Source organism: Dyadobacter sp. HNCC25DJ185 (genome assembly GCF_056895195.1).
Genome location: NZ_JBXHAR010000003.1, coordinates 42,429 through 61,874, shown reverse-complemented (window position 1 = coordinate 61,874; position 19,446 = coordinate 42,429). Strand labels below are relative to the sequence as shown.

The window sequence follows — 19,446 nt, the reverse complement described above, 5'->3', positions numbered from 1 at the left end:
ACATGGTTTTATAAATCGTTTTCCCCTTGAGGGGATTCACCATTGGAGTTATTCTCCTTTAAGAGTTGTTTAAAGTAGCTCTCCAACGCATCGGAATACTGCTGCTGCTCTTCTTCACTGGTAATACCTGCCAAAAGTTCAGACAGTTCTTCTCCCGAGAGTTTGTTGCTGATTAGCTTACTAATCAATTTTTCAGCCCGGGAAAGCGACATGTAATTAGCTGGTTAGGTTTATACAGGATACTTAGGATGCAGATTAAAGGGCTATCAGGCGGGAAAAATTTTTGAGAACCACCAGTAATCCTGTTTTTCTGACCGAAGGAAAAGTGCCGCTTAAAAAGTCGTTACCGTGCCGATCACAGGGAGTCTAAATGGGAAATCATCAATCAATTTCTCATTTAACGAATGTGTTCTTATGCTCAGACCAAATTGGCATAATCCTAAATCGTTGATTTTAGGAACCCTATCCCTCCTCTCGGCGCAGGCGATCGCCCAGCAGAAACTCGAATCAAACAGGTACTTTGACCGAAGCCAGCTTACTACTTCGCCCGCAGCTTCCGGTATCGGCACCTTCGGGAATACGCCGGTCAGTTATTTTACGGGTACGCCCGATATCCACATTCCCTTGTACGAAGTGGTGTACAAGGAGCTCTCTATCCCTCTCGACCTCAGGTATCACCAGGCAATTGGTACAAAGCCGGATGCGTTTCCCGGAAGCACCGGTAATGGCTGGGTACTGAACACCGGTGGCATGATCACGCGCATTTCGCAGGGGACCACGCCTTCTAATTTTCCGGACAATGTGTTGGTGCCTGTGAATTTCAACCCGACCAATAATGCCAGCTGGTCTACAGCTGCGACCATGCAGAACCATTTGAAAAGCCAGACCGTGTTTGTCAATGCGGAAGGCAGGTATGACGAATATATGTACAGTTTCGGCGGCCGGACAGGTAAGTTTTACATGGACCATACCGACGTATTCCGGATCAAAACCGAGCAGGGCGAAGATATTCTGGTCGAAAAAGATCCGGCTATTACTTACAAGGAGTTTACGATGCCCGCCGAGGCGCAGCTTCCGCTGTCGTGCCTGGCTACGAATGTGGCTTACACCAACATGGTTAAGCAGCGCAATTTTATTTACAAATTCACATTGACCGACAGCCAGGGGATCAGGTACACATTCGGCGGGACTGATGAATCGATCGAATTCACGCGGCCAGGAATGACCTACAACGATTTTGATTTAAAAGATCAGAATACGGTACCTACCAGCTGGTACCTCACTGCAATCGAATCGCCGCACGGATATCAAATCAGCCTGAATTACAAAAGAGACAAATTCTACATTACCAGCGAGGCCTATATCAGCGACCGGATCATTCAGCCCCAGAAATTCGCCGACAATGATAACTCGCCAAAAGGTAAGATCATTAAAAGTACCCTCTATCATCCCTGCTACCTGGACGAAATTGTGACGCCGATCAGTAAGGTCAAGTTCAACTGGAGCGTGGCCAGCCAGCAATTGGGATACACATTTAATGTAGTGAACCCGCCTCTGCCCAACTGTAATGCCGTGCCGGGCGATTTGCACAGTCAGTTCCATTTTACCAAATACCCGGAAATCCGCGACGCCAGCGTTGCCGGCCGGTTCCCGAACAAGCTCGACAATTTCGTGGTCAGTAACGCGATCGGCTCCCGCATGAAAAAGGTCGATTTTGCTTATACGAATTCGCAAACCACGCGTCTGAAACTACTGTCGGTCAAATTACGGGGCAAATCGGATGCGCCACAGAATGTGCCGACTTACAGTTTTGAATACAATCCGCTTGCTTTGCCTGATTACCTTTCCTTCAAAACCGACGACTACGGCTTTTACAATAACAAAAACCCGTATATCAATTCTGCCGATCCGGTTTATTATTACAACCTGTTTACCAATGCCGCCACCCGCCAGAATTACCTGGATTCCCGCAAACCGGACGCCAACTTCACCAAAGCGGAGGTTCTTCAAAAGGTGACCTATCCCACGGGAGGCTACACCGAATATGAGTACGAGAATCATGAATACGGGCGCATTGCGAAATACTGGCCCGCGTCGGTTCAGGAGAATGCCGCCGGTGCAGTATATACAGGAGGGTTACGTATCAAGAAGATCAGTCACTTTGACGCCCCTAATCACAAAGCCACCGAGAAAAAGTACTTCTATAAATTAGGCTACGCGACCGGCGGCGCATTATCCAGTGGCGTTCTGAGCTACGAACCCGTTCATTTCGCTTATTTCACCGGGGCCGTGCAGGCACCGGCAAAGTACCAGGGGACTCCCGGTGAACCCAATTTCCAGGGGAATATGACTTACATCCAATACAGCACTGACCCTCTGAATGCGCCTGGAAACAAGGGCAGCCATATCAGTTATTCAGAAGTGACGGAAGTCGACGCCGACGGCAGCTACAGGATTTTTAAATACAAAAACTATGACAACGGCTACCACGACAAGCCCGCCGAAAATATGGTATGCGACAATGCGAATGTGGGAGAATTCTGGAAAGAGGACGAAATGAACAGTATGGAAGCCGAACGCGGCCAGCAGTTTTCCGAGGAGTCCTTTACGGGTTTGAATGCCCTAAAAAAGAGCACGGTTTACGGCTATAATGATGATGCGGCCCGGTTCAATACCCATGTGCGCCGGATCAAAATGATGCCCAATCCGATCTTCACGGCGAATTATCCTTCTCTCCGATACACCGCCACGCTCATTTACACTTACTATCCTTATCTGAAAACCAAAACTGTAACCGGGTACGAGCCAGGCGGGAATGTGATCAACTCCACCACGAAGACATATAATGAAACAAACCGACTGGTTACCTCCGAAACATTCACCGACAGCAAAGGGCAAAGCAATGCGGTTTCGTACAAATATCCACCGGACTATCCGGCTGATGCAATTAGTCTCGCAATGAAAAACAAGCACATTATTGCGCCGGTAATCGAGGCAAAAACGACGGTCGGCGGGACGCAGACGAGCCTGGTACAGACCACCTATTTCTCCCCATCTGCCAACATTTATGTACCGCAGGAAATCAAAGTGCAAAACGGTGCAAATCCGATCGAAACCAGGCAAATGTTTTCAAAATATGACTCAAAAGGTACTTTACTCGAACAGCAGAAGCCGAATGATGTAAAGGAAAACTACCTGTGGGGATACAATTCACACTTTCTGATGGCCAAAATTACCGGCAGTGATTTTGCGACGATTAATAGTGTCGATATGCAAGACATACTGGACAATGCAGAATTAGATGAATTAACGGTTCCGTTAGCGCTGGAGCAGATCAGGAATGCGATAACGGTTGCCAATCCGCTGGTGCAAATGACCAGCTACACGTATGCTTCCATTCTTGGAATTAACACCGTTACGGATGTAAATGGAAAAACTATTCACTATCTGTATGACGACTTTGGCCGATTAAAGAGCGTCAACAATGCAAACGGTTTCGGGGCGGGCAGTGCGAGGGCCACTTACTGCTACAATTATGCCGGCCAGCCTGTGGACTGTGCGACGCTCGCGCCCACCGGAAGTATCGCCGCCTCCGCACTAGCGCTGATCACAGAGGCAGTTGCATTGCCGGTTACATTGGTTGATTTTGAAGCAATGAAAATGGAGAACACGGCACAACTTACCTGGACAACCACTTTCGAAACGAACAGCGACCGGTTCGAAATCGAGCGGAGCAGCGATGGCAAACATTGGGCCGGGATTGGGTCTGTAGCCGCACAGGGAGAAAGCGATAAAGATCAAACCTATTCTTTCACCGACTCGGATCCGTTGCCGCACGAAAACCTTTACCGGCTAAAAATGCTCGACCGCGACAGCACATTTACTTACAGCAGGATCAGAAGCGTGCTTTTCGATACAAATGACCAGGCAGTTCTGTACCCCAACCCGGTTGCCATCGCGAATGAACTGAACATTCAAATCTCCGATCCGGGCCAGATAGCCCAAATCCGGATTTTTAACACCGCTGGAAAACTGGTACATCAGTCGGGCCCGACTACCCGCGTCGATACCAGGAAGCTGGAAGCCGGCTTGTTGATGGTCGAGATCAGGTATACCGACGGCAGCCTGACTACGCACCGGATTGTAAAACAGTAACATACACTTTGATCCAATTAAAATGAAAAATATACACTATCTCCTGCTGCTGCTATTCGCATCATTTGAAACTGCCAACGCACAGCAAACCAATTCACAGAATTACATCATTTCAAAAACTTATAAACAGGCTGGGGCGAATGAAAACGATGTCAGCCAGGTTACGACGGACGTTGCATATTTTGATGGGCTGGGAAGGCCTGTCCAGCATATTGGTGTGAAGCAAAGTCCCGCTGGCGATGATTGGATTCAGCCCGGCGAATACGACAATCTGGGCCGAAAGTCAAAGGATTTCCTGCCTTATGCCTCAGCCGGCAACGGTGCCTTTCAGCCCAGCGCGACTACCAGTGTGAATGCCTGGTACGCCGCAAACACGGCAGGACTACAAAAGCTGGGCGCGAATGATCTCGACAGGCCATTTACCGAAAGCTTTTTCGAGGAGTCGCTCAACGGGTCAACCGGCCAACGCGCGCCAGGCAACAGAAGTGCAAACTCGTCCGTCCAGTATTTCACGAATGCTGCGAATGAAGTTAAAAGGTACGATTACAATCCGGCCAACAATACAATTTCTCAAAACGGCAGCTACAACCCGGCGGTGCTGACGAGGATTCAGCTTACCGACGAACAGGGAATTGTCAGTAACCAGTACATGGACAAAGCCGGACAACTGGTGTGCAGGTACGACCCGGGTAGCGGCTACACTTACTATGTCTACGACAATTTGGGATTGTTAAGGGGTGTACTGCAACCTAAATTCCAGGAAGACGCCAACTTCTTCAGTTTCGCATTTCTGTACGAGTACGATTCCCGGAACCGGGTGGTAAAGAAGCAGCTTCCGGATGCAGGCGCGGTTGAGATCGTCTACGACCAGTTTGACCGGCCGGCGCTGTCAAGGGACGCCAATCAGCTTGCGCGGGGCGTCTGGGGGTTTACCAAATACGACGCATTAAACCGACCTGTCGTGACCGGCGAAATCGCGTCTAATGACAGCCGGGCTACCTGGGCCACGAATGTGAATGCGGCCGTGCAACACCACGAAAGCAGGAATAATGCAGTTATCGCAGGTTACACATTGAACAACACCGCACCCAAAACAGCTTCCGAAACCGACATTTTAACGATCACATTTTATGATGATTATGCTTTTTCGAAGGCGGCAGGCCTTTCATATACCGGCACTTATTATCCAGCCAGTAATCTCAGTGTCAAAGGTTTTCAAACAGGCGGGCGGACAAGAATGCTGCCTGGCAGCGGCGGGGCGGGAGGTTTTCTCACTTCGGTCACTTACTACGACTATGAATATCGGGTTGTGCAGACAGTCCGGGAATTGTACGACCTGGGCGCCACTGCCCTCGAGCGGGTATCGACCAAGTACAGATTTGACCTCGCACCGGTAGTTGAGGAGCAGAAGACCGAGCAGATCCTTTCCGCAGCAGTTACCAACATGCATTTGGCAACTTATTCTTACGACCACGCAGACAGGCTTTTGAGTATCAAAGAGAAGGTTACGGCAGGCAACAAAACCAAAGAAGTGTACACGCTTGCGCAACGTTACAATACGCTCGGGCAACTACAAAGCAAATGGTTCCACTCCAAAGACGGGACTAAATTCCGCCGCCGGACAGACTTTACCTACAACCTCAGAGGCTGGGAAACTGACGCCAAAACCGTTTACAAACAATCAGATGCCACGCCTCAGCAGACGTTTTACGCGCTTCATACCAGCTATCGTAACAATGCGAATTACAGCAACGGCAGCGTGGATTCGCTTTTGTGGCGGAATGTAAATGAAGCTTCATTCACGGCAGGTTTGAAATTCAGCTATGACGGCGCAGGCCGGTTATCGGGCTCACTGGGCCTTTTCGGCAATACAAATGTCGAGAGCGGGATTACTTATGATAAAAACGGTAACCTGATGACGCTGAACCGTGCAGGAGCCGCTGTGGACAACCTGACCTATTCTTACACCGGCAACAGGCTTTCGGGTGTTATCGATGCTTCGGGCAATAGTTCGGGCGTAAAAAACGGACCCAACAGCTACTCGTATGACGCCAACGGAAACATGACCAACGACGGCAACCGCGAGGCCACGCTCACCTACAATTATCTGAATTTGCCTAAAACCGTCACAATCGGCGCAAATCCGGCCTTCACTTATGACTACGACGCTACGGGCCAGAAACACAAATATGTCAATGCAACCGACGCATTTACTGCGAAGTATGCCGGTATCTTTCAATACGACGGCAACAATGCCTTGAAGCGCGGCGCAACTTCGGAAGGCCAGGTAATCGTTACGCCGGACTCGCTACGCTTTGAATACTATCTCAAAGACCATCTGGGTAATGTCCGCATTGTATTCAACGAAAAAGGTGAATTTGTGCAGAGGACAGACTATTATCCTTTCGGTCTGGCTATTCCGGAAGACGGAAAAACCGTAGCCGAGCGCAACAATGTTAACCGTTTTCTGTATAATGAGAAGGAGTTGCAGGTGGGTAGTGGCTTTCTGGATTATGGGGCGAGGATGTATATGCCGGAGGTTGGGCGTTGGGGTACTGTTGATCCGCTGGCAGATTTATCCCGCAGATTTTCTCCCTATGTTTACGGATATAATAATCCGCTCAGGTTCACTGATCCGGATGGAAGGTTAGCCGATGACCCGCAAAAAGGCATACTGCAACGTATTTTTGATTTTCTCGGGCTTTTTAAAAGACCGGAATCACAGGAAGAAGCAGCCACTTATGCGAACCGACAAGAGAGGTTTAATGAAACGGTCGGCGCTATACAAAGCGGCGCGGATGAGCTGAAAAGTAGGGCTGAATGGGTACCTTTTCTCGGGCCGGTTACTGATATTAGTCAGGGGGCGGTTAAGAAGGATAGGACGCAGGTTGTGCTGGGGATGGCTGGGTTGGTTCTTGATGGAGTGTCCGGGTCACGAAGTCCCGGAAGGAACCTTGCGCTGGGTATCGATAAACACCTATTTGATTTTGCTTCCCGTTTCCGGTTTGACACCTACCGGAACTTTTCAAATGGATGGCAGAGAGAAAAAATTTTGGCCGAAATCATTAATACTGATAATGCTTTACATTTTAACTTAACCGACTTTTCAAAATACCAATATTCGAGATTCAAACCCACCGATTTTGTGACTTACGGCAACATTACAAATTGGGAACTATATACTATTTACCATACCCCCGGTGCTTTGGAGAGAACAACTTTCTACAAGTTAGTTAACGGAGTTTATCAAGTAGTAACGAAACCATTCTAACCATTATGACTGAATTTAAAAATAGGCAATTTAGAATTTGGGCTTACACGATTAGTCACAGAGGACTACTATTAAGAAGTGAGCAAAAATACGAAGATGTAGAAGGCTATGACGAGGTCTATGGATTCAATATAGACATCGAATTTGATAGCGTTGCATACATTGACATCCCTTGTTCAATTATCAACTTACAGCTTAAACAAATAGAAGATGGATTTCCAGATAAGCTATTAAAATTCACAAAGCATCCTGATTCAAATGTGTTTGAACTGACTTCTAATGAAGGAATATATTATATCGTTGCAGATAGTTATTTGATTGGACGTAACAACTGGGATCCATCAGAGAGTCGAATTTCAAATATGTGGCTGAACCATGATGAAATTTTAGCTACCTCAAAATAATAATAGTAAATAGAAATTGAATGTCTTCGGCCACGGACGCACGATAAAGTACTTATTAATAAGAGCTTTATCGTGCTTTAAGCAGTATGTTGAACAACCATAAAGGTCTGTAGTAGCTTTCTGGATTATGGGGCGAGGATGTATATGCCCGAGGTTGGGAGGTGGGGTACTGTTGATCCGCTGGCGGAGAAAGGAAAAGAATGGTCTCCCTACGTGTATGCTTTCAATAATCCAATACTATTTATTGATCCCTTAGGTCTGAGTCCCTCAACACATACTGATGAAGATGGCAAAGTGGTGGCTGTCTATGACGATGGAGATTTAGGGGTGTATAAACATGATGGAAACAAGGATGAAGCCGAAAAAGCTGTAAAAAGTGGGTATAGTAAGACTAATACAGATGCTGATGGCAAAAAAATGGGAAAGAGTTTGCACGCCCTAAGCTTTGCAGATCAAAGTCTCTACAATGATTATGGTATAGTAGCAGCTGGTCGAATCAAGATTGATTTTGGTTCCACCGCCCTGACCGACAGAGTTCAGGGAATAATCAATTCTGATCCCTTTGTGATTGATTATTTCAATAGGGCTGGCACTGGTGGAGATTGGGATATTAAAGCACATGTTTCTAATGGATCGTTGTTATATGGCAGATACGCATCGCCAAGGGATGCGGGGAATTTCGCAGCCGGGGCGGTAGCACAATCGTCAGGGATGGAGCCCATAGTTCAATTTGGTTTTGGTGCCTATAACCTGACTGGAAATAACAAACCATTAACCCTCGCCTTGACTGCCGGAGTTAGCTTATTAACCAGGATCAGCCCTGCATTGGGTTTGGGGACGGCATATTTGATTGGAAAATATGGAGAAGACAAACTCTCCCAACGATCAATAGATATTGGTAAAGAATTTATTCGCAAAAGAAGATGATGAAGGATATGAAAAATTGGCTCATTTTAATGGCAGTGGTGCTTTGCTCTTCATGCTGCGACACGCATATAGAAGTCACCTATGAGTATGAGGGCACAGTAATTAAGCGAGTGGACGAGTGTGGCGTTTCCACCTTTTACTACAATGAAATTTCAGGGAAGTCTTCCCAAGTGTCGGCTAGATACTCGGGAATCAACGATGGGTTTACCGGGTATCTCGTTTTCGGTGAAAAGGGTAAAGTGACGCTGCTTTCCGGCGACGGTAGTTTTCGATCAGAGAATAACGGCACAAATAAATTTAATTTTAAAAGAATTAGCTACGAAGATGTTCCGCCAGGCAAGGGCGTTTATTACATTATGCTTGCTACCAAAGCCGAGAGGAAAAGGAATGCGAATACGGGAAGTGATGTAAAGGTCACTTACGATGATTAATCTCGATGGGTAGTAAACAACCCTCTTCTATTGGAAACTAAACTGGTTGATAATTATAAGCAGAACAGGCTCCGTTCCGGACCCTGTTCTGCTCCCTACCTGGTAGCATTGACTGAAGGCCAGGCAAAGCTCAAAAATGGGTCCGCGAAGTTTGAGTATTATCTGAGTGACCATTTGGGGAATGTGAGGGTTGTTTTCGACCTATTGGGACCGATTGAGCAGCAGACGGATTATTATCCATTCGGATTAAGCATTGACAGAAATAATCCCGTAACCACTCCGGCAGCTAGAAATTCCGTTAATCGCTATCTTTACAATGAAAAAGAATTGCAGGTGGGGACTGGTCTTCCGAATTATGGAGCGAAGATGTATATGCCCGAAATTGGACGTTGGGGCGTTGTTGATCCGCTGGCATAAAAGCGGGAGTGGCTTTCACCATACAATTATGCTCAAAACAATCCTCTTATTAGGGTTTATCAAACAGGTGCTTTGGATGAACCTTGGTACAAAAGAGTTTGGGATACGGTACAATCAGCGGCAGCTCCGGCCTCGTTTACTCTTGTAAAGTCTGAGCAGGTAAGACTTCTGTAACTGGGATTTTGCCTGTAAAAGTGCCACAACTAGCTAAACCGCAAATCCGGCCTTCACTTATGACTACGACGCTACGGGCCACAAACACAAATATGTCAATGCAACCGACGCATTTACTGCGAAGTATGCCGGTATCTTTCAATACGACGGCAACAATGTCCTGAAGCGCGGAGCAACTTCGGAAGGCCAGGTAATCATTACGCCGGACTCGCTGCGCTTTGAATATTATCTTAAAGACCATCTGGGCAATGTCCGCATCGTATTTAATGAGAAAGGGGAAGTCATTCAGAATACGGAGTATTATCCCTTTGGGCTTGCCATTCGGAAAGACGGGAAAACGTTGGCTGAGCGGAATGGCATTAACCGTTTTTTGTATAATGAGAAGGAATTGCAGGTCGGGAGCGGATATCTGGATTATGGGGCGAGGATGTATATGCCGGAGATTGGGAGATGGGGTACGAGCGATCCGCTTGCGGAGAATAATAGGCGATGGAGTCCCTATACCTACGGGAATAACAACCCGATCAGATTTATTGATCCTGATGGAATGCTCTCAGTACACGTAAATGAAGAAGGAACCGTTCTGGGGAACTACAACGATGGCGACCAAAGTGTTTATCTTCATGAAGGAGCTAAATCATTTAGGGACTATAAAAAAGACTATGACAAACAGACCAATACTTCTGCTTACGGCGAAAAAATAGGTGAACTAGGAGGTGAAATTAATATCGAAAAAATCTACTCCAATATCTTAGAGAAAAATTCTTCGGTGGCCGAAGGGATGGGTTTGATAGAATATTATAATAAGGTGAAAAATGGCGCAGAATGGGATTACAAAAATCGTACGAACACAATTTTTGGCCTTGTAAATGTCCTTGGAGATAATACCAAATTTGTGTTTGAGGGCAACAAAATGGAGGCTCAGGATATAGGTAATCATCATTACGGGGTAATTGGCAGGGCAGCGGGATTTAACGAAAGGCTTTTATTAGAGCAGGCAGGTTTGGCGCAGATCAGAGCGGGCACATCAATGCCTGAATGGCAAAACTACAGATGGACAACCGTGCCCGGCGTCGGTGTTAGCATGCCATCGGCAGTGCCCTTACCTCCCTATGGCGACGACCCGAGAGATCAGCGATTTATTAAAAGTGGATTTAATTACTTTAACAGGCACAATCATGAAAGGTAAAAAATTGTCAGTAGTCGCACTTTTATCATGTTTGCTCTTGATCGTCTTGGCAGTGTTTTTAATAAACTATCCATGGCTCAGTGGTGACAGAAAGCCTCTTGCTAAAATTTATTTCAACGACACAGCTCTTGATATTACATTCATTCAATCATCTATATCACGAGATTTTGTTCAGATTACCTATACTGATAAGAAAGGAAATCAGAAAATACTTAAAAATATTCAAGACAAAAATCGCCTTGATGGATATCTCACCCCAAATGACTCAACAGTCAGGCTAATTTTAAATAGAGGTCGTCGAAGTATCAAAGCAGACACTGTTGATATATCGCTTCAATCATTTAAAGAGTAATAATGCAATGGTAGAATTTTGAACAAAAAAACCGGGCTCCCTAAGCGGAGCCTGGTTTGCTCAGAATGTGTTGGGGAATTAAGTTTGGCCTATTATTAGATCCTTTGCAACATTAACTGAGTGTTTGCCAAATACAGCCAAGCTACCGAAGATGATGTGGTATATTCATAATCTTTGACAAGTCTTCGGAAATAGTTTGTCCACGCGATAGTTCTTTCGACTACCCAACGCTTTGCGACAGGCACAAATCCTTTGATGGATTCAGGCCGTGAAGCCTTTTCAAAGTCAATCCCGAATTCCTTCATTGTATCAGCAAAAACTCCATTATATGCCTGGTCTCCATAGATTTTTTTAAGTCGTTCATCGAAACATAAAATATCCGCTGCCAAGAAAAGCCCGGCCGGGCCGTCTCCCACGTTAGCGGCATGTGCATGGGCGAACCATAATCGACCGCCACTATCAACCAATAGTTGTCGTTTCCGGCCATTCACTCTTTTATTCGCATCAACTCCACGATTTTCAAAAATCATAGGGGAGAGTTTAACGCTCTGGCTGTCAACGCATAATATTGAAGGCCACTCTTCTCGTCCTTGCAATTTCCGATCTAGCTTATTAAGTGCCAGATTTATTTTTTCTAGCAGACCGTTTGTTTTCCACTTATCAAACCGGGTGGCCGGAGCCATAATAATAAATTGCTTGCCAATTAGGCCATTTAGGCGGCAAATTTCGCCACTGGCAACCCGTGCGAACTATGAAAAGTAAAGCATTCATAACTTCTCGCAGGTCTAATTTTCTTCTTCGTTTTAACCGGGTCGCCGGGCGATTAAAAAAGGGCGAAATTGCCTCCCATTGGGGGTCGGTCAGTTCTAAAAACTGTTTGTTCACATCTTTGAAGTTTGGTCACAACAAAGTTGATACGATCCCCGATAATTTCAATTTCCCAACAAGCTCTTAGGCTTGATATCATTGTTGATCCGAACGGAGCGGAGAGCTCACAACAGTATCTTTTAAATGGAAACGGTAATCCATTCAAGGGAAATAATGGGAAATACGGTAGCGGAATTAATTATGCTTCCAATATGGGTTAGGTGGACGAAAACAATAACCTGCATAGCCCTCTGTCAGGCTTATACCACGAATTAATCCACGCCAATCTAAGATTTGAAGAAGCCAGCGTTTTCAATAAAGCTATAACTGCCGATCAAAAAAACAGTGCAGGGGATTGGATGAAAAAGCGCAATAGTTGGACAGCAGGAGGAACAGGAATTCCAGGATACATGAATAATGAGGAGTATTTCGTGACAAAGAAAGAAGCAGCATACCAAAGGAAATATTTAGGAGAGATTGCCCGTCCTAATCACCGCGGAGACACCTATAAAACTACTGGTGTTTCTTCCATCATTCCTGCCAATAGGGTTACTCCAAAATTTAAACCAAGAATGAATCCATGAAAATTATAATGCTTCTTTTAATATGTTTTTTGAGTCTCTCTAATCTCAGAAATAATCAACCAAAAGTGATTTACACAAAATGCTGGGGCTTTCGCACAACGACGACAGTGCCCACCTATGAAAAGTCATTTGATCAGAAAAACAGTAAGAACACCCCATTTCTGGTAGAAAAAGCGATCTCAAACAAAGATAGTATTGCAAAGATTGTTCGCATTTTGTCCTCGATTTTGAAACAGCAGCCGGTCAGGTTGGACGACTATAGCATAAGAGCCTCCATTGCGTTGAGCAATTCTCCAAGCTCTAAATATTACTTTAACTGGGATAAAAAACATCTTATATACAACCAAAAAATATATGTACTATCCAAAGCTGAAATGAGTAATCTGTCAAGTCTGCTTGAACTTTGCAATTAATTTATTTCGATGATACTTGAGAGTGGTGGAGATCAAACCCACTACTTTCAAGTCATTCATAAATTCACTATTGCAACCGCCATCGATACATTAAATCTCCATCACACATTAACAATGAATCAAAATGAAAACAAAAATTATTCACTGCCTTTTCCTGCTTCTTACTATCGCCTGCAAAAAAGATGAAGATGTAATCTTCGATTCCAATTCCTATAATGGCGAGTATCCTAAAAATCCCGACGGGAGTCAGATTACGACTTACACTCCGGAAATCCAGGGAGGAAAACTGAATATCAGTTACAATGGTCATCCATGGAACCATACGCCCTATTTTTCAATAGCATGTCAGGAAATATATCCTGCGGACACCGCCGTTAAAACCCGGCAATTTGAAATCGACATCAATGCATTCAGCAGATCCTATGATCAGCAAATATGCACGCGGGAAATTTTGCACTTCCTGCTTCCACTGAAACTCGACGCTTTTGTTCTCAATGCCTACTCCAAGGATGAGCAGTCCGAATCTGATATCATCAGGTTCGGTACCGAGAATTGCGATGTTGCGAAAGATAGCTACAAGCTCGACAGGAGTAAACTGAGCTTCATCAATATCAAAGAGTTTGATAAGGATACGATCAACATACGCATCGATTTGAATCTAAGTTTCATCATGACCGGCCGCAATGCTGGTTCAGGGCCGGTGTATCCGGAAAAAGTGAACTTAGCGGGCAGCCTGCAGACCATTGTAAAAAAGTAAACACCTGCCTCTCGGCGATCTTTGACAAATTTTCACCATATTCCGAGAAAAAAATCGTTTCGATGAGGAAACCCGGGTGTGACGAATGAAGTGTTATAAAGGAATTTACTTTCTGCTGTTTTTTTTAACCACTGCCGGATCTGCTTATTCTCAAACGGTTGTACCGGATTCCAGCAACCGTGTCCTTATCGGCGAGATCAGGGTAGAAGGCAATCATAAAACCCGCTCAGGCATTATCCTCAGGGAAATCGACATCAAGCCTGGTGATACCCTCACAGCCGAAGCCCTGAAAGAAAAACTTGAAATCGACCGGCGAAAAGTGGTCAATACCAACCTTTTCATAACGGTGGAGCTGCTTCCTCAGGCAGCAGCCGACTCAGTGCACACGGATATCCGCATCGTTGTAAAAGAAAGGTGGTATTTTATCTCATTACCTGTATTCCAGCTGGCCGACCGGAATTTCAACGAGTGGTGGTACGAACGCAAACGGGACCTTTCACGGACTACTTACGGCGTTTACCTGAGTTACGGAAATGTAAGCGGCAGGGCTGACAAACTGCGATTTCTCGCAGAATTCGGGTTTATACCCAAATTCGAACTTGCTTATTCACTCCCCTATATTGACAAGGCCAAGAAAACAGGTATGACCATCGGAACATCCTATTCTATTAATAAAACAACCGCATTCCGCACCTGGCGGGACAAGCTGCAATATTTTAACAGTGAGGATATCAACAGAAAGAGGTTTACCACCTACGTGAGCTTCACACGACGTAACAAGTTTTACACTTTCCACTCCGTAGACCTGCGGTGGAGCTATACACAAATCTCGGACACAATCGCGTTGCTCAATCCCAACTATCTGCTGCATGCACGGAAGGAACAGAAATATTTCCAGCTGACCTACACGTTCAGTTACGACAGAAGGGACAATGTACAATATGCATTGCTTGGGCAAACGCTGGGCCTCCAGATTTCCAAGTCGGGGCTCCTGCCGACAGACCATGTAAATACCCTTTATTTATATGGTTCCTATCGCAAATATTTCGCTCTGGGCAAAAAATGGTTTTTCAACACTGGCTTAAAAGGGCGTGTTTCCTTCCCTAAAAAACAACCATATCTGCAGACGATCGGCCTGGGTTACCGTAACGACCTGGTCCGGGGTTATGAGTTATATGTGGTTGACGGACAGGATTACGGACTTATTAAAAATGAATTGAAATACCGCCTTTTTTCTGTTCAAAAACACCTTTCGTTCATCCCGCTGAGGCAATTTAATACGCTCCCGCTAGCGGTTTATATCAATTCTTTCGCAGATGCCGGGTACGTCAAAAACAGTTATCCGGAGTTCAGTAACACCAAGCTTGGCAACTCAATGCTTTATGGCGCCGGGGCTGGCCTTGACGTGGTTACTTTTTACAATATCGTTACGCGTTTCAATTTTACAGTCAACGGAAAAGGGGAACGGAGGTTCTTTTTCAATGTGGCGAGAGAATTTTAGCGATTTTCTAACCTCGGAAATATGGCTAAATTGCAAATATGTCCTGTCCTGATGACCCCGAAGGCATGACTATTTTACCGGATTTTAAACCTGAATGAACGAACATAATATACACCTTCATGAAATATTTGAAAAGCTGGCTGCCAGCCGTCCTATTGGCAACGATTGCAATAGCTTGCGACACCAAAACCAGTGAAAAGACCGAAAACTCCCCTGATTCAGTACTATTACCGTCGCCTGCGGCAAACGACCTGAACAGCAATCAATCGGCGTTGTTGAAGATGATTCTGGGAAATTCCGACGGCAGTATCGTGAGAGGCGTAGCCTTCGGGGACCCTATCAGCAAGGTCAAGGCCGCCGAAACCTTTGAGATGTTCGAGGAAACGCCTGACCACCTCGGATATACGTCTGAAACAGCACAACTGGAAACCATTGATATTCAATACTTTTTCGCGGCCGACAAAAAGGTCAACAGGATAACCGTTGATGTATACCTCAACAGCACCGAAGCTACCAAACAATTGTGGAACGCTGGCAAAGCCCATTTTACGGAAAACTATGCCGCGCCAAAAGAGGAAGGCAAGAAATTGACCTGGAACAACAAATCAATAAAAGTAAACATGGAAGATGTTTCGGAAGGAAAGGATTATGGACTGAAATTCCAGTTTTCCCCCGCCGATAAAACCGTTTTAGCTGCAAAATAATATCTATGAAAAACCAGAAAATAATAACCCTGGGCGTCCTGTGCCTAATTTCTGTCCATATTTTTGCTCAAAAAAAATCGAAGAAGGACGAAGTCGTCACCATTGCCACAGACAAAGGCACCATGCGTTTTATCCTGTTTGACGAAACCCCAAAACACAAAGCCAACTTCCTGAAACTGGCAGGCGACAAATTTTATGATGGGACTCTTTTCCACCGGGTGATCGATGATTTTATGATCCAGGGCGGTGATCCTACTTCAAAGAACGCCAAGCCCGGGGACCGTGTCGGCAATGGAGAAAATGGGTACAAAGTACCGGCTGAGTTCAGCCCTAAACTTTTTCATCAGAAAGGGGCGCTCGCCGCTGCGCGGGATAACAATCCGGCCAAGGAATCGAGCGGATGCCAGTTTTACATCGTGGAAGGAAGAAAATGGAGCAAAGCCGACCTTGACAAACAAGCAGCCCGCGCCGCAAGAAAATTGACCGAAGAGCAGCGGACAGTATATGAAACCATTGGCGGAACACCACATTTGGACGGGTCTTACACCGTTTTCGGTCAGTTGGTCGACGGAATGGAAGTAGTGGACAAAATTGCTTCGGTAGACAAGGACGAAAGGGACCGGCCTGAAAAAGACATTTCCATGAAGGTTTCCGTTAAGAAAATGAAGAAGAAGAAAATCACAAAAAAATACGGCTGGAAATACGAGGCATAAAACACTACCCATTGGAAAAGACAAAAATCCTGATAACCGGTTCCAATGGTCTTTTGGGCCAGAAATTAGTTGAATTACTTATTCAGCAACCCGGATTTGAAACAACGGCCACGGCTATTGGACCTAACCGTCTGCCCATCCGGGAAGGTTACCAATATCTCGAAATGGATATCACCAATCCGCAGCAAGTGAACCAGATCGTTGGATCGGTGCGCCCCGAGGTACTGATCCATACCGCCGCAATGACGAACGTCGATCAATGCGAATTGGACAAAGAAGGTTGTTGGAAACGCAATGTTACGGCTGTTGAAAACCTGATCGGGGCCTGTAAAAAATATGACGTTTTTCTGCAGCATTTATCAACAGATTTCGTTTTCGACGGCACTTCGGGCCCGTACAGTGAGCATGATTTGCCGAATCCAATCAGCTTTTACGGCTGGAGCAAGTATGCGGCAGAAAAGGCGGTTAGCCATTCGGGAATTGACTGGGCCATTGCACGGACGGTCCTGGTTTATGGCATCGCGCACGATATGAGCCGCAGTAATATTATGCTCTGGGTAAAAAAATCATTAGAGGAGGGCAAACAGATCATGGTGGTGACCGACCAGTTCAGGACGCCTACACTTGCCGAAGACCTGGCAATGGGTTGTTTCCTGATTGCCGAAAAAAAAGCAAAAGGAATATTTCATATCTCCGGAAAAGATTTTCTCACGCCTTATGATATGGCGATCATGACTGCGGAATATTTTTCTCTGGATACCGCACTGATCTCGCCCACAGACGCTTCCGCATTTACACAACCCGCCCGCAGGCCACCCAGGACGGGCTTTGACTTAACAAAATCAAAACAAATCCTGGGTTACCAGCCGCATTCGTTTCAGGAAGGAATTGCAATATTGGCCAGGCAAATGGGAGCTCAATAAAGCTTCTCATAATATTCTCTCGCCATGCGATCCGAATTGAATTCGACGTTCACGTCGTTCATGCTATTGAAAACCAGCTGTTGCCATTTATCCTGATTGGTATAGTAAGTTGGGATCACCGTCGTTTCCAGCTTTTCCAGGAGATTATCACAGTCCTGCTTATTGATATCATCGCCTTTTGCAACAGGCAGAATGAATGAATTCTCACCGTCCTTGGCGAATTCACAAATCCAGCCATCATAAGTTGACAGATTCAAAGAAGCATTCATGGCAGCCGTCATCCCACTGGTGCCGGAAGCCTCTCGGGTTACGACCGGTGTATTGAGCCAGACATCGGAACCATCCTTTAATAATTTGGAAAGCCCCAATTCATAGCCTGTAAGCACAGCCATATTGGGAAAAAGGTGGCTCAGATAGAACAGGTGATTGAAGGTATTGATCGCCCCCTCGTCTTTTGGATAGGGTTTGCCCGCCCAGATCACCTGGATAGGCTGGTCGGTGTCGGACATCAGCTTCTTAAATCTCTCCAGATCCCAAACCAGCATATCGGGTCTTTTGTAAGCAGCAAATCTCCTGGCCCACACGATGGTCAGGACTTCCGGATCAAAGATCTTTCCACATTGGTCAGCCACTGTTTTGAACAGTACCGCTTTCAGTTCCTTCTTTCTGGCGGCAATTCTGGCATGATCTGCGCCGACTCGCGCCTTTTCAAGCTCTTTATCTACCCAGTAATCGTTATTTTGGGCATTGGTGATGTGATCGATCGGTGCAATCTTAGGATAGCTCTTCCACATTTCCCGAGAAACCTCACCGTGCAGTTTGGAAACAGCGTTCGCCTTCCGGCTCAGGCTCAGTGCCGCCAATGAATGATTGAAGATATTATCCTTACTGCCACTGATTTTTCGGACGGTTTCGAGATCCAAGCCCGAAAAGAATCCGAGGTTTTCGAGAAAATGAATTTCATGCTTTTCATTGCCGGCTTCTTCCGGGGTGTGGGTTGTAAAAACCACACGCTTCTTTACCTCGGCTACCTTTCCGTATTTTTTAAATAAATGGAAAACGGCCGATACGGCATGAGCTTCATTGAAATGATATACCTGAGGTTCGTATTGCAGTTCTTCCAGAAGCCTTGCCCCTCCAATCCCTAAAACCATGCACTGCGCCACTTTGTAGGAAGCATCTGCATCGTAAAGCGAATAGGAAATGGCGCGCGTGCTTTCGTCGTTACCGTCGGTATCAGTTGTCAATAAAAACAGGGGGGCAGACCGGAAAACATCAGGTGGCAAGTAATAAGCGGCAATCCAAACCTGCTTTCCCATGATGGGGACCTGAAAGCGTATACCTGTATCCGTTAAAAAGGAATACATTTTTTCGCGGAATTCCGGTTGCATACTGCCATCGCGCTTTCGTCCCTGGTCGTAATAGCCGAGTTTCCATAACATACCAATCCCGATCAGGTTTTGTTTCAGGGAATAAACGCTTCGCATATGCGAGCCGGCCAGGAAACCCAGCCCTCCCGAGTAGATCTTTAAAGCCTGATCGACGGCAAATTCCATTGAAAAATAGGCAACTGATTTTTTATACTTTTTATCCGGAGTGAATGGATGCTGGTAGGGAATTGAAAAAGTTGGTTGTGACATCAGGGAGTTTTTTTGTGAAAGTAA

The 19,446-nt window shown here is 45.8% G+C and carries 18 protein-coding genes; 14 read left to right on the top strand and 4 right to left on the bottom strand.

Annotation, left to right across the window (positions count from 1 at the left end; all coding sequences use genetic code 11):
• Positions 1-8 precede the first annotated feature (8 nt).
• Positions 9-212 carry a hypothetical protein gene (locus tag AC1XUF_RS08880; RefSeq protein WP_483341363.1) on the bottom strand — a complete coding sequence of 68 codons (204 nt, stop codon included), beginning with the start codon at positions 210-212 and terminating at the stop codon, positions 9-11.
• Positions 213-414: 202 nt separating this feature from the next.
• On the opposite strand from AC1XUF_RS08880, the gene AC1XUF_RS08875 reads away from it, so the two are divergent.
• The 8 genes from AC1XUF_RS08875 to AC1XUF_RS08840 all read left to right on the top strand — a co-directional run bounded on the left by AC1XUF_RS08875 (position 415) and on the right by AC1XUF_RS08840 (position 11,320).
• The gene (locus tag AC1XUF_RS08875) at positions 415-4,155 is read left to right on the top strand and encodes a T9SS type A sorting domain-containing protein (protein WP_483341361.1); all 3,741 of its coding nucleotides are present in this window, start codon (positions 415-417) and stop codon (positions 4,153-4,155) included.
• A gap of 22 nt (positions 4,156-4,177) precedes the next feature.
• The gene (locus tag AC1XUF_RS08870; RefSeq protein WP_483341359.1) at positions 4,178-7,426 is read left to right on the top strand and encodes an RHS repeat domain-containing protein; all 3,249 of its coding nucleotides are present in this window, start codon (positions 4,178-4,180) and stop codon (positions 7,424-7,426) included.
• A 5-nt stretch (positions 7,427-7,431) separates the two neighbouring features.
• Positions 7,432-7,830: a hypothetical protein gene (locus AC1XUF_RS08865; protein ID WP_483341357.1), complete on the top strand. Its 399-nt coding sequence runs from the start codon at positions 7,432-7,434 to the stop codon at positions 7,828-7,830.
• Positions 7,831-7,929: 99 nt separating this feature from the next.
• Positions 7,930-8,757, top strand: coding sequence for an RHS repeat-associated core domain-containing protein (locus tag AC1XUF_RS08860; protein ID WP_483342017.1), 828 nt, complete (start codon positions 7,930-7,932; stop codon positions 8,755-8,757).
• 8 nt (positions 8,758-8,765) lie between these two features.
• Complete coding sequence (locus AC1XUF_RS08855) at positions 8,766-9,188, top strand: hypothetical protein (RefSeq protein ID WP_483341355.1); 423 nt, start codon at positions 8,766-8,768, stop codon at positions 9,186-9,188.
• 30 nt (positions 9,189-9,218) lie between these two features.
• Positions 9,219-9,605 carry an RHS repeat domain-containing protein gene (locus AC1XUF_RS08850; protein ID WP_483341353.1) on the top strand — a complete coding sequence of 129 codons (387 nt, stop codon included), beginning with the start codon at positions 9,219-9,221 and terminating at the stop codon, positions 9,603-9,605.
• A gap of 307 nt (positions 9,606-9,912) precedes the next feature.
• Positions 9,913-10,968: an RHS repeat-associated core domain-containing protein gene (locus AC1XUF_RS08845; protein WP_483342016.1), complete on the top strand. Its 1,056-nt coding sequence runs from the start codon at positions 9,913-9,915 to the stop codon at positions 10,966-10,968.
• Positions 10,958-11,320, top strand: coding sequence for a hypothetical protein (locus AC1XUF_RS08840; protein ID WP_483341351.1), 363 nt, complete (start codon positions 10,958-10,960; stop codon positions 11,318-11,320). The genes AC1XUF_RS08845 and AC1XUF_RS08840 overlap by 11 nt, the downstream gene beginning before the upstream one ends.
• Positions 11,321-11,415: 95 nt before the next feature.
• Here the strand turns inward: AC1XUF_RS08840 and AC1XUF_RS08835 are convergent, their stop codons facing one another.
• Together AC1XUF_RS08835 and AC1XUF_RS08830 are read right to left on the bottom strand one after the other, a co-directional pair.
• Positions 11,416-12,003, bottom strand: coding sequence for a transposase (locus tag AC1XUF_RS08835; protein WP_483341349.1), 588 nt, complete (start codon positions 12,001-12,003; stop codon positions 11,416-11,418).
• Entirely contained in the window at positions 11,981-12,205 is a 225-nt protein-coding gene (locus tag AC1XUF_RS08830) for a transposase (RefSeq protein ID WP_483341347.1), read from the bottom strand. The genes AC1XUF_RS08835 and AC1XUF_RS08830 overlap by 23 nt, the downstream gene beginning before the upstream one ends.
• Before the next feature lie 203 nt (positions 12,206-12,408).
• Between AC1XUF_RS08830 and AC1XUF_RS08825 the strand changes: the two genes are divergently transcribed.
• The 6 genes from AC1XUF_RS08825 to AC1XUF_RS08800 all read left to right on the top strand — a co-directional run bounded on the left by AC1XUF_RS08825 (position 12,409) and on the right by AC1XUF_RS08800 (position 17,782).
• A complete protein-coding gene (locus tag AC1XUF_RS08825; protein ID WP_483341345.1) occupies positions 12,409-12,771 on the top strand; it encodes a hypothetical protein in 363 nt (120 codons plus the stop codon).
• A 537-nt stretch (positions 12,772-13,308) separates the two neighbouring features.
• The gene (locus AC1XUF_RS08820) at positions 13,309-13,941 is read left to right on the top strand and encodes a hypothetical protein (RefSeq protein WP_483341343.1); all 633 of its coding nucleotides are present in this window, start codon (positions 13,309-13,311) and stop codon (positions 13,939-13,941) included.
• A gap of 85 nt (positions 13,942-14,026) precedes the next feature.
• Positions 14,027-15,442, top strand: coding sequence for a BamA/TamA family outer membrane protein (locus AC1XUF_RS08815; RefSeq protein WP_483341341.1), 1,416 nt, complete (start codon positions 14,027-14,029; stop codon positions 15,440-15,442).
• A 119-nt stretch (positions 15,443-15,561) separates the two neighbouring features.
• Entirely contained in the window at positions 15,562-16,146 is a 585-nt protein-coding gene (locus AC1XUF_RS08810; RefSeq protein ID WP_483341339.1) for a hypothetical protein, read from the top strand.
• Between the two features lie 5 nt (positions 16,147-16,151).
• Positions 16,152-16,859 (top strand): peptidylprolyl isomerase, encoded by a 708-nt coding sequence (locus tag AC1XUF_RS08805; protein ID WP_483341337.1) that lies wholly within the window; start codon positions 16,152-16,154, stop codon positions 16,857-16,859.
• Between the two features lie 11 nt (positions 16,860-16,870).
• On the top strand, positions 16,871-17,782 hold the full coding sequence (locus AC1XUF_RS08800; RefSeq protein ID WP_483341335.1) for an SDR family oxidoreductase: 912 nt from the start codon (positions 16,871-16,873) through the stop codon (positions 17,780-17,782).
• Here AC1XUF_RS08800 and glgP read toward each other — a convergent pair.
• Positions 17,776-19,422: an alpha-glucan family phosphorylase gene (glgP, locus tag AC1XUF_RS08795; protein ID WP_483341333.1), complete on the bottom strand. Its 1,647-nt coding sequence runs from the start codon at positions 19,420-19,422 to the stop codon at positions 17,776-17,778. The genes AC1XUF_RS08800 and glgP overlap by 7 nt on opposite strands.
• Positions 19,423-19,446 lie beyond the last annotated feature (24 nt).